Raw genomic sequence first — 17,378 nt, forward strand, 5'->3', positions numbered from 1 at the left:
CTTCACCGGTCACGTACTGGACTCCCCCGCCGTCTGCGGCTGCTCCCCTGCGAGTGCCGCGACGACCGCTTCGGCGGTGCGCCTGCCGAAGCCGGGCACCGCCTCGATCTCCTCTATCCGCGCTTCGCGGAGTTTCTTCACCGAGCCGAAATGCTTGATCAACGCGGTACGGCGAGCCTGCCCCAGACCGGGCACACCGTCCAATGCGGACACCTGCATCCGCTTGGACCGCTTCTCCCGGTGGTACCGGATGGCGAAGCGGTGCGCCTCGTCGCGCAGCCGCTGCAGCAGATACAGCGCGTCGGAGGTGCGCGGCAGGATCACCGGATCGGGGTCGCCCGGCAGCCACACCTCCTCCAGCCGCTTCGCCAGGCCGACCACGGCGACATCGGTGACGCCCAGCTCGGACAGGACGTCCGCCGCGGCGGTGGCCTGCGGGCCAGCGCCGTCGACGACCAGCAGGTTCGGCGCGTACGCGAACTTGCGCGGCTTGCCGGTCTCCGGGTCGATGCCCGGGCGCTCCGGATCGACCTCGGCACCTTCGGCGTTTTCCTTGAGATAACGGTAAAAACGGCGCCGGACGACCTCGGCGATCGAGGCGACGTCGCCCTCCTCCGCGGCCTCGCGCAAGGCGAAGCGCCGGTACTCGGACTTGCGCGGGATCCCGTCCTCGAACACCACGAGCGAGGCCACCACGTCACTGCCCTGGATATGGCTGATGTCGACGCATTCGATGCGCAGCGGCGCGGTTTCCAGCGCCAGGTAATCCTGCAGTTCCGCCAGCGCGGCCGAACGCGCCGTGAGATCGCCGGCGCGGCGCAGCTTGTGCTGGGTGAACGCCTCGCCGGCGTTGCGGGTCACCGTCTCCGCCAGCGCGCGCTTGTCCCCGCGCTGCGGCACCCGCAGGCTCACCCTCGACCCACGCAGCCCGGAAAGCCATTCACCGAGCGCCTCGGCGTCGGCGGGCAGCTCGGGGACGAGGACCTCGCGCGGGACCGGCGACCCGAGGTCGGGATCGTCCGCTCGTTCGGCCTCCTCACCGTAGAACTGGGTGAGGAAATGGTCGACGAGATCCTTGACGTCCATCTCCTCGGCCTTGTCGATCACCCAGCCGCGCTGGCCGCGGACCCGGCCGCCGCGCACGTGGAAGACCTGGACCGCGGCTTCGAGTTCGTCGTGGGCGAAGGCGACGACGTCCGCGTCGGTACCGTCGCCGAGTACGACGGCCTGCTTCTCCATCGCGCGCCGCAACGCGCCGAGGTCGTCGCGCAGCCGGGCCGCGCGCTCGAACTCCAGCTCTTCGGACGCGGCCGCCATTTCCTGTTCCAGGCGGCGGATCAGCGCGTCGGTGCGGCCGGCGAGGAAGTCACAGAAATCCTCGACGATGGCGCGGTGTTCGTCGGCGGAAACCTTGCCGACGCATGGAGCGGAGCACTTGCCGATGTAACCGAGCAGGCACGGCCTGCCGATCTGGCCGTGCCGTTTGAAGACGCCCGCCGAGCAGGTGCGCGCCGGGAAGACACGGAGCAGCAGGTCGAGCGTTTCGCGGATGGCCCAGGCGTGCGCGTACGGACCGAAGTACCGCACGCCCTTCTTGCGCGCGCCGCGATAGACGTGCAGGCGCGGGAACTCCTCGTTCATCGTGACGGCGAGGACCGGGTAGCTCTTGTCGTCGCGGTACCGGACGTTGAACCGCGGGTCGAACTCCTTGATCCAGTTGTACTCCAGCTGGAGCGCCTCGACCTCGGTGCTCACCACGGTCCACTCGACGCTCGCCGCCGTCGTCACCATCTGGCGCGTGCGCGGGTGCAAGCCGGTGAGGTCCGCGAAGTAGGAGTTCAGCCTGCTTCGGAGGCTTTTCGCCTTGCCGACGTAGATGACCCTCTTCGTGGCGTCACGGAATTTGTACACGCCAGGGGCGTCCGGGATGCTCCCCGGCGAGGGACGGTAGGTGGTCGGGTCAGCCACGCCGCCAAGCCTATGGGGCACCACCGACAGTCTTGCGAGCCCCCATGCTCTAGCCCTCGTTCGAGTGGCGCCTACCACGATGCGGTCCGTGTTTCATTACGTATACCGACCTAAGTCGGGTCTTCGGCCGGATCAGACGTTCGTTGGTTCCTAGCGGGTGAACCAGGTGATTACTTTCCGTCCCAGTTCCACTTCACTCGGTTCTTCGTCAGATGACGCTCGAAAGGACTCCTGCACCGTGAGCCGTCTTCGTACGCTGGGCGCCGCCACCCTCGCCGCCGCAGCCCTCACCATGACCGCCGGCGCGGTCGCCTCCGCGGGCACCCCCACCGGTGTCCAGCCCAACATCGTGGGCGGCGGCACCGCCCCCACCGTGAGCTGGGGCGCCCAGGTCTACGTCAACACCCCGGGCCGTCAGTGGGACGGGTTCAACTGCTCCGGCAGCGTCATCGCCCAGCGCTGGGTCCTGACCGCCAAGCACTGCCTCGACTCCGACGGCAGCGGCATGCGGGTCCGCGTCGGCAGCAACCAGCTCCAGGGCGGACGTGAGATCGCCGTCGACCGCAAGGTGTCCTCGCCGAACGGCGCCGACATCTCGCTGCTGCACCTGGCCTCCGACGCCGGTGTCACGCCGATCAGCCTGGCCGGCTCGAACCCGCCGGTCGGCAGCACCAACCAGCTCTACGGCTGGGGCCGCGAGACCCCGACCGGCCCGCCCGCCTCGGCGCTGAAGGTGGCCGACGTCCGCGTCACCGGCAGCTCGCGCGACGCCTACGGCGGCCCGGCCATCCAGAGCGTCGGCATCAACGGCTCGGCGTGGAAGGGCGACTCGGGCGGCCCCCAGGTCTACAACGGCGTCCAGGTCGGTGTCGCTTCGACCGTGCAGAACCAGAGCGGCTCGAACATCCGCGGCACCAACAACTACGGCAGCGTCGCTTCGGCCCGCTCCTGGATCCGCTCGACCACCGGGGTCTGACCTCCACCCCGGCCGGGGCCCCTGTCGCGACGTGACCCGTCTCGGCAGGGGCCCCTTTCACGTCGGAGTGTCGGTGGGGTGTGGGACGCTCGCGGGCATGCGGATCGCGACCTGGAACGTGAACTCGATCGGGCCCCGGCTGCCGAGGGTGCTGGAGTGGCTCGGCTCGGTGCAGCCGGACGTGCTGTGCCTGCAGGAACTCAAGAGCGGCACCGACGCCTTCCCCTTCGACGCGGTGAAGGAACTGGGCTACGAGACGGCCGCGTACGGCATCGGGCGCTGGAACGGCGTCGCGATCTTGTCCCGCGTCGGGCTGGAAGACGTCACACGCGGGCTGACCGGCGAGCCCACCTTCGAGGACAAGACCGACGCGCGGGCCATCGGCGCCACCTGCGGCGGGCTGCGGCTGTGGTCGGTGTACGTGCCGAACGGGCGCGACCTGGAGAACCCGCACTACGGCTACAAACTCGCCTGGCTTTCGGCGCTGGAGGCGACCGTGCGGGAGGAGCAGGCGCGCGGGCTGCCGTTCGCGGTGCTCGGCGACTTCAACATCGCGCCGACCGACGCCGACGTCTGGGACATCGGCGTGTTCGCCGAATCGACGCACGTGACCGAGCCGGAGCGGAAGGCGCTCGCCGCGCTGCGCGATCTCGGGCTTTCGGACGTGTTCCCGCGGCCGCTGAAGTACGACCACCCGTTCACGTACTGGGACTACCGGGCGGGGAACTTCCCGAACAACAAGGGAATGCGGATCGACCTCGTGTACGCCGACGCGACGGTGGCCGGCGCGGTGACGGATTCCTATGTGGACCGTGAGGCGCGGAAGGGCAAGGGCCCCTCGGACCACGCGCCGATCGTGGTGGATCTTTCGCTTTAAGCGGTGGGTCGGTGGATCCCCTTCCCAACTACGTGAAGGCCCCCTTCACTGCGCTAGACGCAGTGAAGGGGGCCTTCACGTAGTTCAGGGGCGGCGGTGGCGTAGTGGGTCAAGTCTCGTGAGAGGTCAGCCCTCCCAGGCCGCCTTGTGCAACTTCCGCAGCGCCCGCACCGCGGCCACCGCGCGTTCCCGGTCCACCGCCTGCACCGCCATGACCGAGTAGTACTCGTCGTCCGGCAGCTCCAGCCGCGCCCACGAGGCCCCGTCCGGGAAACTCACCGAGAGCACCTCGCTCCACGCGAACTTCTTGGTCATCAGCACGTTCCGGACCTCGATGCCGTCGGCGTCGGCCTTCACGCGCGCGGTCGCGAACAGCATGGTGCCCGCGGCGAGCAGGACTCCGATACCGATCATCGCCGCCTGGTCGGACGGCTGGAAGATCACGCCCGTGTCCGAGCCGCGCAGCAGGACCGCGACGACCACGAACGTCGCCAGCATGATCACCGCCAGCACCGAGCACATCACCAGGGCACGGCGGGGCCGCACCACCACGACCTCGGACTCCGTCATCACATCCGCCTCGACGCTCACACGAAACCCCGCTCGGTCCACGGCTGGCGCAGGTTCCGCAGCGCGTGCGCGGCGTCCAGCGCGGCGACCGTCGCTTCGTAGCCCTTGTCCTCGACGGAGCCGGGCAGCCCCGACCGGTCGAGGGCCTGCTGTTCGCTGTCGCAGGTGAGCACGCCGTTGCCGACCGGGGTGCTCTCGTCGAGCGCGACCCTGGTCAAGCCCGCGGTGACCGCGTCGCAGACGTACTCGAAATGCGGCGTCCCGCCCCGGATGACCACGCCCAGCGCGACGACCGCGTCGTGCGTGCGGGCCAGCGCCTGCGCGGCGACGGGAAGTTCGACGGCGCCCGCGACGCGCACGACCGTCGGCTCCTCCTCCAGGTCGGCCGCCTTGGCCGCCTCGAGGGCGCGTTCCAGCAGCGCGCCCGTGATCTTCGTGTGCCAGCGTGTGGCCACGATCCCGAGCCGGATGTTCTTACAGTCGGACAGGTCGAGTTCGACGTCCGGACGGCCCTCGCCGCTCACCGCGTGCCACCTCCGTTGCCCTGGTCGACCTCGGCGCCGACCTGGTCGAAATGCTCCAGCTGGGACAGGTCGTGCCCCATCCGGTCCCGTTTGGTCTTGAGGTAGCGCAGGTTCTCCGGGTTCGGCGAGATCGGCAGCGACACCCGCCCGCTGACCCGCAGGCCGTAGCCCTCCAGCCCGACGCGCTTGGCCGGGTTGTTCGTCAGCAGCCGCATGGAGCGGACGCCGAGGTCGCACAGGATCTGCGCGCCGGTGCCGTAGTCCCGCGCGTCGGCGGGGACGCCGAGCTGCAGGTTCGCGTCGACGGTGTCCGCGCCCGCGTCCTGCAGCTGGTAGGCCTGCAGTTTGTGCAGCAGCCCGATGCCCCGGCCCTCGTGGCCGCGGATGTAGAGCACGATGCCGCGCCCTTCCTTGGCGACCGCTTCCAGCGCGGCCTCCAGCTGCGGGCCGCAGTCGCAGCGCAGCGAACCGAAGACGTCGCCGGTCAGGCACTCGGAGTGCACGCGGACCAGGATGTCCTCGCCGTCGCCGATCTCGCCGTAGACGAACGCGATGTGCTCGATCCCGTCGAGCAGGCTGTCGTAGCCGACCGCGCGGAAGGTGCCCGCGGACAGCGGGATACGTGCCTCGGCGACCCGCTCGACCTGCTTCTCGGTGCGCCGCCGGTACGCGATCAGGTCGGCGATGGTGATCATCTTGAGGTCGTGGTCCGCGGCGAAGACCTCGAGTTCGTCGCGGCGGGCCATGTCGCCCTCGTCCTTCTGCGAAACGATCTCGCAGAGCACGCCGGACGGCGAGAGCCCGGCGAGCCGGGCCAGGTCGACGGCGGCCTCGGTGTGCCCCGGGCGCCGCAGGACGCCGCCCTGCTTGGCGCGCAACGGAACCACGTGGCCGGGCCGCCGGAAGTCCGACGCCTTCGACGCCGGGTCGGCGAGCAGCCGGACGGTGTGCGACCGGTCGGCCGCGGAGATGCCGGTGGTGATGCCCTCGGCGGCGTCGACCGTGACGCTGTACGCGGTGCCGCGCTGGTCCTGGTTCGTGTGGTACATCGGCGGCAGATCGAGCCGGTCCGCCTCGGGCTCGGTCAGCGCCACGCAGACGTACCCGGAGGTGTAGCGCACCATGAAGGCCATCAGTTCCGGCGTGGCCTTCTCCGCCGCGAAGATCAGGTCACCCTCGTTCTCGCGGTCCTCGTCGTCCACCACGACGACCGGACGGCCCGCCTTGATGTCGGCGATGGCCGCCTCGATGGCATCGGCGTTCACGGCCACCCCGCCTCCACAGGGGGTCAGCCCGGCCGACCCCGGAATCGCACTCGTCTCGCTCACGCCCGCTCCTCCGTACCGCCATTGTCCCCCTGCGCGCGCAGGTGCGGCATGGCCAGCTTCTCGACGTATTTGGCGACCACGTCGACCTCGAGGTTCACCAGGTCACCCGTGGTGTTCCGGCCGAGGGTGGTCAGTTCGAGGGTGGTCGGGATCAGGGCGACGGAGAACTCCTCGTCGGTCACCGAAGCGACCGTGAGGGAGACGCCGTCGACCGCGATCGACCCCTTCTCGACGACGTACCGGGACAGCTTCTTCGGCAGCGCGAACGTGGTGAGTCCCACCTCGTCGCGTTTGAGGAAGACGCCGGTGCCGTCGACATGGCCCTGCATGATGTGCCCGCCGAGCCTGCCGCCCGCCGGCGTCGCGCGTTCGAGGTTCACGACGTCGCCGACGTGCACCTTCGCGAGGCTGGAGCGCTGCAGGGTCTCGTGCACGACATCGACGGTAAACTCACCGCCCGCCACCGCGACCACGGTGAGGCACACGCCACTCACCGCGATGGAGTCGCCGTGCCCGGCGTCGCTGGTCACCAGCGGCCCCCGCACGGTCAGTCTCGCGGCGTTCGGGATCTGCTCGACCGCGGTGACCTCGCCGAGTTCCTCGACAATGCCGGTGAACACTCCTGCTGCCCTCCTCCTGGGTCGCACCGTCGCTGGAAACGGTGCTTCCCCCATCCAACACCCACCGGGACCGATTCCTTCTCCTGACCCGACGGCGGATCACGAGGCGGGATCAGCCGCGGACGCGGGCCGCCTGCTCGCGTAGCGCCGCGACGGCCTTACCAGGGTCTTCGGCGCCGTAGACGGCGGAACCGGCGACGAAGCAGTCCACGCCGGCCTCGGCGGCCTGCTCGATGGTGTCGGCGTTGATCCCGCCGTCGATCTCCACGACGAGCTTGAGGTGGCCGGTGTCGACCAGGCGCCGCGCGGTGCGGACCTTGTCGAGGACGCCCTCGATGAACGACTGCCCGCCGAAACCGGGCTCGACCGACATCACCAGCAGCGTGTCGTAGTGCTTGAGGGTCTCGAGGTGGTCCTCGATCGGCGTGTTCGGCTTGATCGACAGGCCGGCCTTCGCCCCGGCGGCGCGCAGGTTCTTCGCCAGCGCGATCGGGTCGTGCGCGGCCTCGACGTGCACGGTGACGTTGTAGGCGCCCGCCTCGGCGTACCCGATGGCCCACTTGTCGGGGTTCTCGATCATCAGGTGGCAGTCGATCGGCACGTCGGTGGCCTTGAGCAGCGACTTCACCACGGGGAGCCCGAGGGTCAGGTTCGGCACGAAATGCGCGTCCATGACGTCGACGTGGACCCAGTCCGCGCGAGTGTCCCCCTCGCCCGCGACGGCGCGGATCTCGTCGCCGAGCCGGGCGAAGTCCGCGGAGAGGATGCTGGGTGCGATCAAAGGTCGGTGAGCCACGCGCCCGAGTGTAGGAGGGCGCCGCTAACGCCCGCTAACCGGCTGTGACCGGCGACCCGGTCTGGAGGATGACGCGAAATGGCACCGCAGTGGGAGGTGCGCGCACGCGCCGCCGAATAGCGTTCCCCGCATGGTCAACCCCTTCAAACCCCTCGTGCGGATCGGCAGCTACCGCAGCGTCCCGTTCGGGCTCCTCGGCATGGTGATGACGGCCGTCCCGTTCCCGATCGCGCTCATCCCCGCCGTGCTGATCCCCGGCGACGTGCGGCTGAAACTCGTCTACGGGATGCTCGCGATGGGCGTGCTGGTCATGCTGGCCGGACTGCCGGGACCGATGCGGCGGGCCGGCATCTGGTTCTCCGACCAGATGCTGGGCACCCGCATCGCGCAGCCCCCGCCGAACACGAAGATCGCCTGGGCGGAGCGCTGGCGCTCGGCGGCCTGGCTGCTCGTGCACACCGCGCTCGGCTGGATCCTGTTCGGCCTCGGCTGCTTCCTGATGCTCGGCTTCGTGTTCGCCGTCGTGTGGGCGGGAGGCGGCGGCAGCCCCATCGAGTTCTTCGGGGAACGGGTGACGATCGAACCGGGCACCGGCGGGCTGTGGACGCTGCCGATCGCGCTGCTCACCCTGGTCGTCATCGCCTACGTCCTCGCCGGGTTCACCAGGCTGTTCCAGTACTGCGCGGTCGCCCTGCTGGGGCCGTCGGCCGCCGAACGCCTCGCGGCGGCCGAGGTGCGGGCGAACCACTTCGAGCAGCGCAACCGGCTGGCCCGCGAACTGCACGACTCCATCGGCCACACCTTGACGACGTCGACCATCCAGGCCGCCGCGGCCGCCGAACTGGTCGATTCCGAACCGCAACTGGTGCGCCGGGCGCTGGGCACCATCGAGGAGTCGTCGAGGGCGGCGCTCGAAGACCTCGACCACGTCCTGGGCCTGCTGCGGGACGACCGGTCCTCCCGGGAACCCGAACGAAGGCTGATCGAGGCGGGCACGCTGGCCGAACGGGCCCGCGCGGGCGGCGCGGTGATCGACTACGAGCTGACCGGACCCGCGGCGGAACTTCCCGCGACCCTGTCCAGGGAGGCGTACCGGATCGTCCAAGAAGGACTGACGAACGCGCTGCGGCACGCCCATCCCGGCCCGGTGACCGTGCGGGTCGCGGTGCTCGCCGACGCGTTGCGGATCGAGATCGTGAACCCGCTCGTGGCGCACGCGGCCGCTTCCGGCCGAGGCGGCAACGGGCTGCCGGGGCTCACCGAACGCGTCGAAGCGCTGCGCGGCGAGCTCGTCGCGGGTCCCGCCGTCGACGGGGAACCGCTGTGGCGGCTGGTGACCACGATCCCGCTACGGTCGCGCTCATGACCCTGCGTGTCCTGATCGTCGACGACGAACCCCTGCTGCGTGCGGGATTGCGTTCGCTGCTGGACAACCAGCCCGATCTGACCGTGGTCGGGGAGGCCGGTGACGGCGGCGAGGTGGTCGATCTGGTGCGGCGGACGCGTCCCGACGTGGTCCTGATGGACGTGCGCATGCCCGGGGTGGACGGGATCGAGGCGACCCGGCGGGTACTGGCCGGAATCGCCGACCCGCCGAAGGTCCTCGTGATCACGACGTTCGACAACGACGATTACGTCTACGACGCGCTGCTGGCCGGGGCGAGCGGGTTCCTGCTGAAGCGGGCGCGCAAGGAGGAGTTCGCGCACGCCATCCGGACCATCGCCGCCGGGGAGACGCTGCTGTTCCCCGACGCCATCCGGCGGATGGTCACCGCGCGCCCGGCGCCGTCGGGCCTCGCTCCGCGGCCTTCCTCGCTGACGAAACGGGAGACCGAGGTGCTGCGGCTCATCGCCACCGGGATGTCCAATGTGGACATAGCGGCCGAGTTGGTGATCAGCCTGGAAACCGTCAAGACCCATGTGGGCAACATCTTCGGGAAGCTGGGGGCGGCCAACCGGAGCCAGGCGGTGGTGTTCGCCTACGAGACCGGCGTCGTCGCGCCGGGGCACAGCCTGCGCTAGGCCTCTCGGCGCGCGGCCGTGTTGCGAAAGCCACTTTCGCAACGTTGAAGGTTGCAAAAGTGGCTTTCGCGACACGCGCCACGCGACGGCCGGCCGGCATGGTGGGGCAAACCTCAGTACGACGTGGGGGCACACCCCATGGCCACCGCGCTCGAGCCTCCCTAGCGTGGTGGCCATGCGAAAATCCTTGCCAGGCAAGAAGATCATCGCCACAGGTTCTCTCGTCGCGCTGCTCGCCGCCACGACGGCCACCCCGGCGCTCGCCGTTTCCGGAGCCCATCACGACGTCGACAAAGCGCTGAAAACGCTGGTGCAGGACGGAGTCCCCGGCGCGCAGGCGACGGTGACGAGCCCGTCCGGGCGGACGTGGTCGGAGCGCGAAGGCGTCGGGAACGTCGAGACCGGGGCACCGTTCCCGCACGGCTCGAAGTTCCGGGCGGCCAGTGTCACGAAGACCTTCGTCGCCGTCGTGGTGCTGCAGCTGGTCGCCGAAGGAAAGGTCCGGCTGGACACGCCGATCGAGGAGTACCTGCCCGGTCTCGTCCGGGGGAACGGCAACGACGGCACGAAGATCACCGTGCGGCACCTGCTCCAGCACACCAGCGGGATCTACAACTACCTCCGTGACCTCGACCTCGAGGAGTGGCGCCATCGCGGCGCCGAGCCCGAAGAGCTGGTGGCGATCGGCCTCGCGCATCCGCCGCTGTTCGCGCCCGGCACCAGCTGGTCTTACTCCAACACGAACTACATCATCGCCGGGATGCTCATCGAAAAACTCACCGGCCGCTCCGTCGCCACCGAGATCCGGAGCAGGATCAGCGAACCGCTGGGCCTGCGCGGAACCTCCCTGCCGCGGCGCGGTGACGAAGGGCTGCCGTATCCGCATGCCAGGGGCTACGCACCCGGCCCCACCGGCATCACCGATTACACCGAATTCGATCCGTCCGCCGCGGGTGCCTCCGGCGGCCTCATCTCGACCGGCGCCGACCTGAACCGCTTCTACGGCGCGCTCGTCGACGGCAGGCTCCTGCCGCGCGCGCAGCTGGCGGAGATGCAGCGGACCGTCCCGGCGCCGGTCGGGCTCCCAGGCGCGCGATACGGCCTCGGGATCGCGTCCGTCCCGCTGTCGTGCGGCGGCACGTTCTGGGGGCACGGCGGGAACATCGTCGGCTACGGGAACCTGTCGGGCGCCGTCCCGCACGGCAGGCGGGTGAACGTCGTGGTGAACCTGAATCCCGCGCCGCCCAAGGTGGGTGACGACCTCGCCAAGGCGCTGGACACCGGGTTCTGCGCCCGCTAGACCGGCGGCAGCAGGTCCAGCACGGAGGTCCACGAGGCCTCCGGGCTGAGCCTCGCGGTGGTGACCCCGGCGGAGGCGAGCGTGTCGAGATGACGCCGCCACGCCGGGTGGTGGATCCGCGTGTCCTGGATCTGGTAGCCCAGCACGATCGTGATCCCCGGCGTGCCGAGGACGTCGCCGAGCAGGGTCAGGGCCTGGTTGTCGGCGATACCCAGCGCCAGTTTCGCCACGGAGTTGGCGGACGCGGGCGCGAAGAGGAACACCTCGGGGTCCGGATGCGGCCTGGGCTCGCCCGGCAGCCGCGAGGTGTCGCGGACCGGCAACTGGGTGCATTTCTCCAGGTCGGCGAGCCCGCCGGTCTCCTGGAGCCAGCGGGCCGCGGTGGGGGTCAGCGTGATCGCGAGCTCCCAGCCACGGTCCGCGGCGGGTTTCGCGAGCTGCGCGGCGAACCGGGTGTCCAGTCCGCCGCACGAGCTCGCGACCAGGCCGAGGACCCTGCTCACCTGGCGGAGTCCGGCTTCCGCAGGATGGCGCAGAACATCGCGTCCGTGCCGTGGCGGTGCGGCCACAGCTGGACGTACGGGCCGTTGCCGAGCTGCGGGACACCCGGGAAGAACTCCCGCGCGTCGACGATCTGGGCACCGGCGCGGCGCGCGGTCTCCCCCACGACGCCTTCGGTCTCGGCCAGATGCGGCGAGCAGACGACGTAGGTGACGATGCCGCCGGGCCGGACCAGGTCCAGCGCCGCGGTGATCAGCTGGCCCTGCAGTTTCGTCAGGTCCGAGATGTCGCTGGGCTGACGGCGCCAGCGCGCCTCGGGGCGGCGCCGGAGCGAGCCGAGACCGCTGCACGGCGCGTCGACGAGGACGCGGTCGTAACCCGGTTCGAGGCCGGTCTCGCGGCCGTCGGCGACGTGCACGGTCACCGGCAGGTCCTGGACCGCCTTTTCGATCAGCTTCGCCCGGTGCGGCGCCTTCTCGACGGCGTCGACGGTCGCTCCGGCGGCCACCGCCAGCGCGCCGAGCAGCGCCGCCTTGCCACCCGGGCCGGCGCACAGGTCCAGCCACCGCACGTCGGAGCCGGAACCGGAGAGCGGCACCCTGGTGACGGCGACGGCGCACAGCTGGCTGCCCTCGTCCTGCACCGCGGCCAGCTTTTCCTTGATCGGCTCGATGTCGCCGGGGTCGCCGGAGCCCGCGGGCATCCGGACGCCGTAGGGCGAGTACGGCGCGACGTCGCCACCGGTGATGGCGGCCAGCTCCTCGGCGCTGATCTCGCCGGGCCGGGCGACCAGGTGCACGTCGGGTCGGTCGTCGTCGGCCTCCAGTGCCGCCTTCAGCTCCGCCCCCTTGTCCCCCAAGGCTTCCGCGAACGACCGCGCGACCCAGCGCGGATGCGCCGTCCGCAGGGCGTAGGCCCCGATCGGGTCGACGGCCTCGTCGGGGGCCAGCTCGTTCAGCCAGGTCTCTTCGTCCTTTTCGGACACCGAGCGCAGGACGGCGTTCACGAAACCCGCGATCCACGAACCGACTTCGGCGCGGACGAGGTCCACAGTGGACCCGACGGCGGCGTGCTGGGGGATGCGGGTGCGCAACAGCTGGTAGGCGCCGAGCCGCAGCCCGTCCAGCACGATGGCGTCGACCTTCTCCAGAGGGCGATCCAGGCAGGCGGCGATGACGGCGTCCAGCATGCCGACCGCGCGGCAGGTGCCGTAGGTCAGTTCGGTGGCCAGTGCCGCGTCGCGGCCGGAGATCCGGCGGGTACGGAGCAGCTGCGGCAGCACCAGGTTCGCGTACGCGTCGTCCTCCCGGACCGCGCGCAGGACGTCGAAGGCGACCTGACGAGCCGGGTCGATCTGCGGCGGGCGGCTCGGCCCCTCTTTACGCTGGCCGGGACGGCCGCGATCCGGCCTCGACGGCCGGCGTTCCCTACGCTCGTTCACTGCAGGCGCTCTCCTTGTTCGATCCTCGTACCGCGCGCCCAGTCGGTGGCCGCCATCCGCTTCTTCCCCTGCGCCTGCACCTCGCCCAGCCGCACCGGCTTCGACGCCGTGCCGACCAGGACCCGCTTGCGCTCCACGACCAGTTCGCCGGGCGGGGGACCCGGCTCGTCGACGACCGTCACCGGGCCGAGCTTCAGCCGCTCGCCCCGGAACTCCGCCCACGCGCCCGGTTCCGGCGTGACCGCACGGACCTGCCGGTCGACGGCGGCGGCCGGGTCGGCGAACGAGACCCGCGCGTCCTCGACGGTCACCTTGGGCGCGTAGGTCATTCCGTCACCGGTCTGCTCCACCGCGCGCAGCGTTCCGTCGGCGATTCCGTCCATCGTGGACACGAGCAGCTTCGCCCCGGACTCCGCCAGCCTGCCGAGCAGTTCCCCGGCGGTGTCGGTGGCGGTGATCTGCTCGGTGACCACGCCGAAGACCGGTCCCGCGTCGAGTTCCTTGACTATGCGGAAGGTCGAGGCTCCGGTGATCTCGTCCCCGGCGCGGATCGCGGCCTGGACCGGCGCGGCGCCACGCCACGCGGGCAGCAGTGAGAAGTGCAGGTTGACCCAACCGTGCGCCGGGATGTCCAGCGCGGCCTGGGGCAGCAACGCCCCGTACGCGACCACCGGGCACGCGTCGGGCGCGATCTCCGCGAGCCGGGCGAGGAACGCGGGATCGCTCGCCTTCGGCGGGGTCAGCACCTCGATCCCGTGCTCGTCGGCCAGCGCGCCGATCGGTGATCGGACCACCCGGCGGCCGCGGCCGGCCTGGGCGTCCGGGCGGGTCACGACGGCGACGACCTCGTGCCGCTCGGAGGCCAGGAGCGCGCGCAGCGACGGGACGGCGGGTTCGGGGGTGCCGGCGAAGACGAGGCGCATCAACGCACCTCCGCCGGGGGGACGGGTACCTCTGACTGGGCGAACATCGCCGCTCAGTCTAGAAGGGCCCCGCTCCCCCGGCGCGCTCGCTCTCCCCTGGCACTCCGCTGAAGCGCGTGAAGGCCCCCTTCCCTCGGCTCAGCCGAGGGAAGGGGGCCTTCACGCGCGCTCCGATCTAACGCGGCGGCCAGGGCAGCACGACGGCCGCCGAGCCACCACCCCGCCGGGTCGGTTCGGCGGCGGCGAGCCACCGGCCGTCCCGCAGCCGCTCGACACCGGTCGCCGCCCCGATCTCCGCGGGCGTCGTCGAGAAGCCCTGGCCCTTGGCCTTCAGCGCCTTGAGGACCTCGGTCTGGTCCAGGAACGCCTGCTCGACCTGCGCGGCCGCCGAGTTCCGCTGCGAGGCGCGCGGCTCGGCGATCGCGTCGACCAGCTTCAGGCCGCGGTCGATACGGCCGGTGAGGATCTGCAGCACCGTGGTGATGATCGACGCGCCACCGGGCGAGCCGACGGCGAGGAACGGCTTGCCGTGGTCAAGCACGATGGTCGGCGCCATCGACGAACGCGGCCGCTTCGCCGGGCCCGGCAGGTTCGGGTCGGGCACGCCCGGCGTCACCGGCGTGAAGGAGAAGTCGGTCAATTCGTTGTTGAGCAGGAACCCGCGGCCCGGCACGACGATGCCGCTGCCGCCCTCCTGCTCGATGGTCAGCGTGTACGCGACGACGTTGCCCCACCGGTCGGCGACCGTGAGGTGCGTCGTGTTCTCGCCCTCGTACGGCGTCGGCGCCGGGTTCGTCCCCGCCATGCACGGCGTGGGCTTGCGTGGGTCGGCCGGCGCGACCGGGCTCGTCCCGGCCTTCGCGGAGTCGATCAGGCACGCGCGGCTGTCCGCGAACTTCTGGCTGATCAGTTCCTTCGCCGGGACGTCGACGAAGGCCGGGTCGCCGATCCACCGGTTGCGGTCGGCGAAGGCGTACCGCGTCGACTCCAGGAAGTAGTGCAGGTAGTCGGCCTTCTCCAGCTTGGATAGCTTCGTGTTCTCGAGGATGTTCAGCGCTTCGCCGACGGTCAGCCCGCCGGACGACGGCGCGGGCATGCCGTAGACGTCGAGGCCGCGGTACCGGGTCTTGGTCGGCTTCCGCTCGACGACGCGGTACTTCGCGAGGTCGGCCGCGGTCATGTCACCGGGGCGCACCTTGAGCGTCGACGCGGGGTCCACCGGCGGCTTCCGGACGGTGTCGACGACGTCCGCGCCGATCGGGCCGCGGTAGAGCACGTCGGTGCCCTTCGCCGCGAGCTGCGCGTACGTGCCCGCGAGGTCCGGGTTCTTGAACGTCGAGCCGACCGCGGGCGGCGCGCCGCCGGGCAGGTACAGCGACCTGGTCGAGGGGAACGCGGAGAAGCGGGCGGCGTTGTTCGCGATCTGGGTGTTGAAGGTCTGGTCGACGGTGAAGCCCTTGCGGGCGAGGTCTTCGGCGGGCTTGACCGCCTTCGCCAGCGACCTGGTCCCCCATTTGCGCAGGGCTTCGTCCCAGGTGGCGGGTGTACCGGGCACGCCGACGCCCAAACCGCTGGTCACCGCTTCGGGGAACGGGATCGCCTTGCCGTTCTCGACGAAGAGGTTCTCGTTCGCCGATGACGGCGCGGTCTCGCGGCCGTCGAGGGTGTGCACCTTGCCGGTGCGCGCGTCGTAGTAGACGAAGAAGCCGCCACCGCCGAACCCGGCGGAGAACGGGTCGGTGACGCCGAGCGCGGCGGCCGTCGCGACGGCGGCGTCGACGGCGTTGCCGCCCTCACGCAGGATCTTCGTGCCGATCGCGGTCGCGTCCGCGTCGATACTCGACACCGCGCCCAGATAGCCGACGGCGGTCGGTGACTTGGGTGTCGGTGGTGCCGCGGCCGCGGTACCCGGCGCGGCCGTGCCGACCAGTGCGGCGATCGCGGTGACTGCGGTGATGCGTCCCAGAGTGCTTCTGTGCGCGGCCATGGCGCGAGTCTGCCCCGCCTGTCCACCCCGGACAAGTCCCGCCCCGCCCTGTGAACGTCGGTGGTGCGGCCCCGCCTCGTTGAGAAGAATGCGGCTCATGAAGACATCCGGCAGGCGATGGGGCGTGCTCCTTCCGCTGCTCATCGCTCTCCCCGTCCTCGCGGTCCCCGGCGTCGCGCAAGCCGAAGACGCGCGCGCCTGCTTCGACGAGTCCGCCGCGATCACCGTCGAGGAGAAGCGGCTCACCGCGACCCTGCCTTCCGGCGGCCCGGCGGTCGGTCCGGAGCTGGTCCGGCTCGCCGGATTCGACCAGCTCGTCTCCGACTTCACGGCCCGCCTGTGCGCGACGAAGACCGCTTTGCGCGCCGGGAAGCTCGCCGAGACCGCCGGTGACGGGCTCTGGCGGACCGCCGTCGACCGCGCGCAGGGCCGCCGTCCCGATCTCGGCAGCATCGACAAGGCCGACGACCGCCCGCTCTACTGGGCGCGCTTGCAGATGAGCAAGGCGTTAAGGCAGTGGACGCCGCGCTTCCCGCTGTCCGCCCCCGCCCGCGCGGAGCTGCTGAAGACGTTCGACTTCGGCGCCCGCGGACTCGACGACGCCCGTTTCCCGTCCGGCCAAAAGCTCCGCCGCGTGCTGGTGAGCGGCTTCGACCCGTTCACCCTCAACGGCGCGGGCATCCGCATCGCGAACCCGTCGGGCGCGGCCGCGCTGCATCTGGACGGCAAGGTGATCGAGACTCCGACCGGGCCGGCGCGGGTGCAGGCCGTCTCGTTCCCGGTGGTGTGGAGCTACTTCGACGCCGGCATCGTCGAGGCTGCGTACGGCCGGGCGTTCCAGGACCGCTTCCGCCGTCCGGAGCTGATCATGACGATCAGCCAGGGCCGCCCCGGCCGGTTCGACATCGAGCGCTGGGCCGGTGCCTGGCGCGGTGGTTCGCCGGACAATCTCGACGAGCCCGTCCGCGGCCCGGTCCCGCCCGCCGACGGCTGGCCGCAGCCGGACGTCCAGTTCATCGAAACCACGCTGCCGTACGAAAAGATGCTCGCCGCGCCCGCCGGGGCGTACCAAGTGCTGTACAACCAGGCGTTCTGCGTCTGGCCGGACAGCGGCAACCCCGGTACGGGAACGGCGGTCTGCCGGACGGACGCGCCGAGGCCGGGCGAGATCGCCGCTTCGGGCGGGGGCGGCAACTACTTGAGCAACGAGTCCATGTTCAGAAGTAACCGGCTTCGGACGGGCCTCGGCCTGAACGGGATCGCGGGCGGGCATCTGCACACGCCCGTCCTCGGCACGCCCGCCGACCCCTCGGCGCTGACCGACGCCGACTTCGAGGCGCGGCGGGCGGCGATCTCCTCGCAGATCGTCACCCTGCTCACCGCCGCCTTGGGTGACTCCGCCGCGAAACCCGCTTCGCCCGCTCCGGGCGCTTCGGCCCGCGCCGACGTCCTCGCGACCCCCGGCACGACCCTCTGACTCCAGGCATTTCGTCCTCTGGATGCGATCCTTGCACGCGCAACTACCGCATCCAGAGGACGAAATGC

The 17,378-nt window shown here is 70.9% G+C and carries 16 protein-coding genes; 6 read left to right on the forward strand and 10 right to left on the reverse strand.

The window, feature by feature from the left end; genetic code table 11:
- Positions 1 to 9: 9 nt before the first annotated feature.
- A complete protein-coding gene (uvrC, locus tag H4W30_RS26030; RefSeq protein ID WP_192745245.1) occupies positions 10 to 1,968 on the reverse strand; it encodes an excinuclease ABC subunit UvrC in 1,959 nt (652 codons plus the stop codon).
- Positions 1,969 to 2,206: 238 nt separating this feature from the next.
- Between uvrC and H4W30_RS26035 the strand changes: the two genes are divergently transcribed.
- Both H4W30_RS26035 and H4W30_RS26040 read left to right on the forward strand, forming a co-directional pair.
- Positions 2,207 to 2,944 carry a S1 family peptidase gene (locus tag H4W30_RS26035; RefSeq protein ID WP_192745246.1) on the forward strand — a complete coding sequence of 246 codons (738 nt, stop codon included), beginning with the start codon at positions 2,207 to 2,209 and terminating at the stop codon, positions 2,942 to 2,944.
- Between the two features lie 97 nt (positions 2,945 to 3,041).
- Positions 3,042 to 3,821, forward strand: a complete 780-nt coding sequence (locus H4W30_RS26040; protein ID WP_192745247.1) for an exodeoxyribonuclease III — start codon at positions 3,042 to 3,044, stop codon at positions 3,819 to 3,821.
- Between the two features lie 126 nt (positions 3,822 to 3,947).
- Here the strand turns inward: H4W30_RS26040 and H4W30_RS26045 are convergent, their stop codons facing one another.
- The 5 genes from H4W30_RS26045 to rpe form a co-directional block, all read right to left on the reverse strand.
- Positions 3,948 to 4,391 (reverse strand): PH domain-containing protein, encoded by a 444-nt coding sequence (locus H4W30_RS26045; RefSeq protein WP_126731744.1) that lies wholly within the window; start codon positions 4,389 to 4,391, stop codon positions 3,948 to 3,950.
- A gap of 17 nt (positions 4,392 to 4,408) precedes the next feature.
- Positions 4,409 to 4,915 carry a 6,7-dimethyl-8-ribityllumazine synthase gene (gene ribH, locus H4W30_RS26050; protein ID WP_192745248.1) on the reverse strand — a complete coding sequence of 169 codons (507 nt, stop codon included), beginning with the start codon at positions 4,913 to 4,915 and terminating at the stop codon, positions 4,409 to 4,411.
- Positions 4,912 to 6,186, reverse strand: coding sequence for a bifunctional 3,4-dihydroxy-2-butanone-4-phosphate synthase/GTP cyclohydrolase II (locus H4W30_RS26055; protein WP_192746827.1), 1,275 nt, complete (start codon positions 6,184 to 6,186; stop codon positions 4,912 to 4,914). The genes ribH and H4W30_RS26055 overlap by 4 nt, the downstream gene beginning before the upstream one ends.
- Before the next feature lie 53 nt (positions 6,187 to 6,239).
- Positions 6,240 to 6,863: a riboflavin synthase gene (locus H4W30_RS26060; RefSeq protein ID WP_192745249.1), complete on the reverse strand. Its 624-nt coding sequence runs from the start codon at positions 6,861 to 6,863 to the stop codon at positions 6,240 to 6,242.
- A gap of 112 nt (positions 6,864 to 6,975) precedes the next feature.
- A complete protein-coding gene (gene rpe / locus H4W30_RS26065; protein WP_126731931.1) occupies positions 6,976 to 7,644 on the reverse strand; it encodes a ribulose-phosphate 3-epimerase in 669 nt (222 codons plus the stop codon).
- 145 nt (positions 7,645 to 7,789) lie between these two features.
- Between rpe and H4W30_RS26070 the strand changes: the two genes are divergently transcribed.
- The 3 genes from H4W30_RS26070 (at position 7,790) to H4W30_RS26080 (ending at position 10,981) form a co-directional block, all read left to right on the forward strand.
- Positions 7,790 to 9,025 (forward strand): sensor histidine kinase, encoded by a 1,236-nt coding sequence (locus tag H4W30_RS26070; RefSeq protein ID WP_192745250.1) that lies wholly within the window; start codon positions 7,790 to 7,792, stop codon positions 9,023 to 9,025.
- Positions 9,022 to 9,681, forward strand: coding sequence for a response regulator transcription factor (locus tag H4W30_RS26075; RefSeq protein ID WP_192745251.1), 660 nt, complete (start codon positions 9,022 to 9,024; stop codon positions 9,679 to 9,681). Before H4W30_RS26070 ends, H4W30_RS26075 begins: the two co-directional genes overlap by 4 nt.
- Before the next feature lie 175 nt (positions 9,682 to 9,856).
- Positions 9,857 to 10,981: a serine hydrolase domain-containing protein gene (locus H4W30_RS26080; RefSeq protein ID WP_192745252.1), complete on the forward strand. Its 1,125-nt coding sequence runs from the start codon at positions 9,857 to 9,859 to the stop codon at positions 10,979 to 10,981.
- On the opposite strand, the gene H4W30_RS26085 is transcribed toward H4W30_RS26080, so the two are convergent.
- The 4 genes from H4W30_RS26085 to ggt all read right to left on the reverse strand — a co-directional run bounded on the left by H4W30_RS26085 (position 10,978) and on the right by ggt (position 15,833).
- On the reverse strand, positions 10,978 to 11,484 hold the full coding sequence (locus H4W30_RS26085) for a flavoprotein (protein ID WP_192745253.1): 507 nt from the start codon (positions 11,482 to 11,484) through the stop codon (positions 10,978 to 10,980). The genes H4W30_RS26080 and H4W30_RS26085 overlap by 4 nt on opposite strands.
- Entirely contained in the window at positions 11,481 to 12,923 is a 1,443-nt protein-coding gene (locus H4W30_RS26090; protein WP_192745254.1) for an RsmB/NOP family class I SAM-dependent RNA methyltransferase, read from the reverse strand. Before H4W30_RS26090 ends, H4W30_RS26085 begins: the two co-directional genes overlap by 4 nt.
- On the reverse strand, positions 12,920 to 13,846 hold the full coding sequence (gene fmt, locus H4W30_RS26095; RefSeq protein WP_192745255.1) for a methionyl-tRNA formyltransferase: 927 nt from the start codon (positions 13,844 to 13,846) through the stop codon (positions 12,920 to 12,922). The genes H4W30_RS26090 and fmt overlap by 4 nt, the downstream gene beginning before the upstream one ends.
- 175 nt (positions 13,847 to 14,021) lie before the next feature.
- The gene (ggt, locus tag H4W30_RS26100) at positions 14,022 to 15,833 is read right to left on the reverse strand and encodes a gamma-glutamyltransferase (protein WP_192745256.1); all 1,812 of its coding nucleotides are present in this window, start codon (positions 15,831 to 15,833) and stop codon (positions 14,022 to 14,024) included.
- A gap of 97 nt (positions 15,834 to 15,930) precedes the next feature.
- Between ggt and H4W30_RS26105 the strand changes: the two genes are divergently transcribed.
- On the forward strand, positions 15,931 to 17,310 hold the full coding sequence (locus H4W30_RS26105) for a pyroglutamyl-peptidase I (protein WP_225949874.1): 1,380 nt from the start codon (positions 15,931 to 15,933) through the stop codon (positions 17,308 to 17,310).
- Positions 17,311 to 17,378: the final 68 nt, after the last annotated feature.

Origin of the sequence: Amycolatopsis roodepoortensis, from assembly GCF_014873915.1 — a bacterium.
Lineage (GTDB): Bacteria > Actinomycetota > Actinomycetes > Mycobacteriales > Pseudonocardiaceae > Amycolatopsis > Amycolatopsis roodepoortensis.

Coding starts and splice junctions, on each gene's coding strand:
- H4W30_RS26040 (WP_192745247.1), top strand. CDS start 3,042: ATGCGGATCGCGACCTGGAACGTGAACTCGATCGGGCCCCGGCTGCCG.
- H4W30_RS26045 (WP_126731744.1), bottom strand. CDS start 4,391: ATGACGGAGTCCGAGGTCGTGGTGGTGCGGCCCCGCCGTGCCCTGGTG.
- H4W30_RS26070 (WP_192745250.1), top strand. CDS start 7,790: ATGGTCAACCCCTTCAAACCCCTCGTGCGGATCGGCAGCTACCGCAGC.
- H4W30_RS26075 (WP_192745251.1), top strand. CDS start 9,022: ATGACCCTGCGTGTCCTGATCGTCGACGACGAACCCCTGCTGCGTGCG.
- H4W30_RS26080 (WP_192745252.1), top strand. CDS start 9,857: ATGCGAAAATCCTTGCCAGGCAAGAAGATCATCGCCACAGGTTCTCTC.
- fmt (WP_192745255.1), bottom strand. CDS start 13,846: ATGCGCCTCGTCTTCGCCGGCACCCCCGAACCCGCCGTCCCGTCGCTG.
- ggt (WP_192745256.1), bottom strand. CDS start 15,833: ATGGCCGCGCACAGAAGCACTCTGGGACGCATCACCGCAGTCACCGCG.
- H4W30_RS26105 (WP_225949874.1), top strand. CDS start 15,931: ATGAAGACATCCGGCAGGCGATGGGGCGTGCTCCTTCCGCTGCTCATC.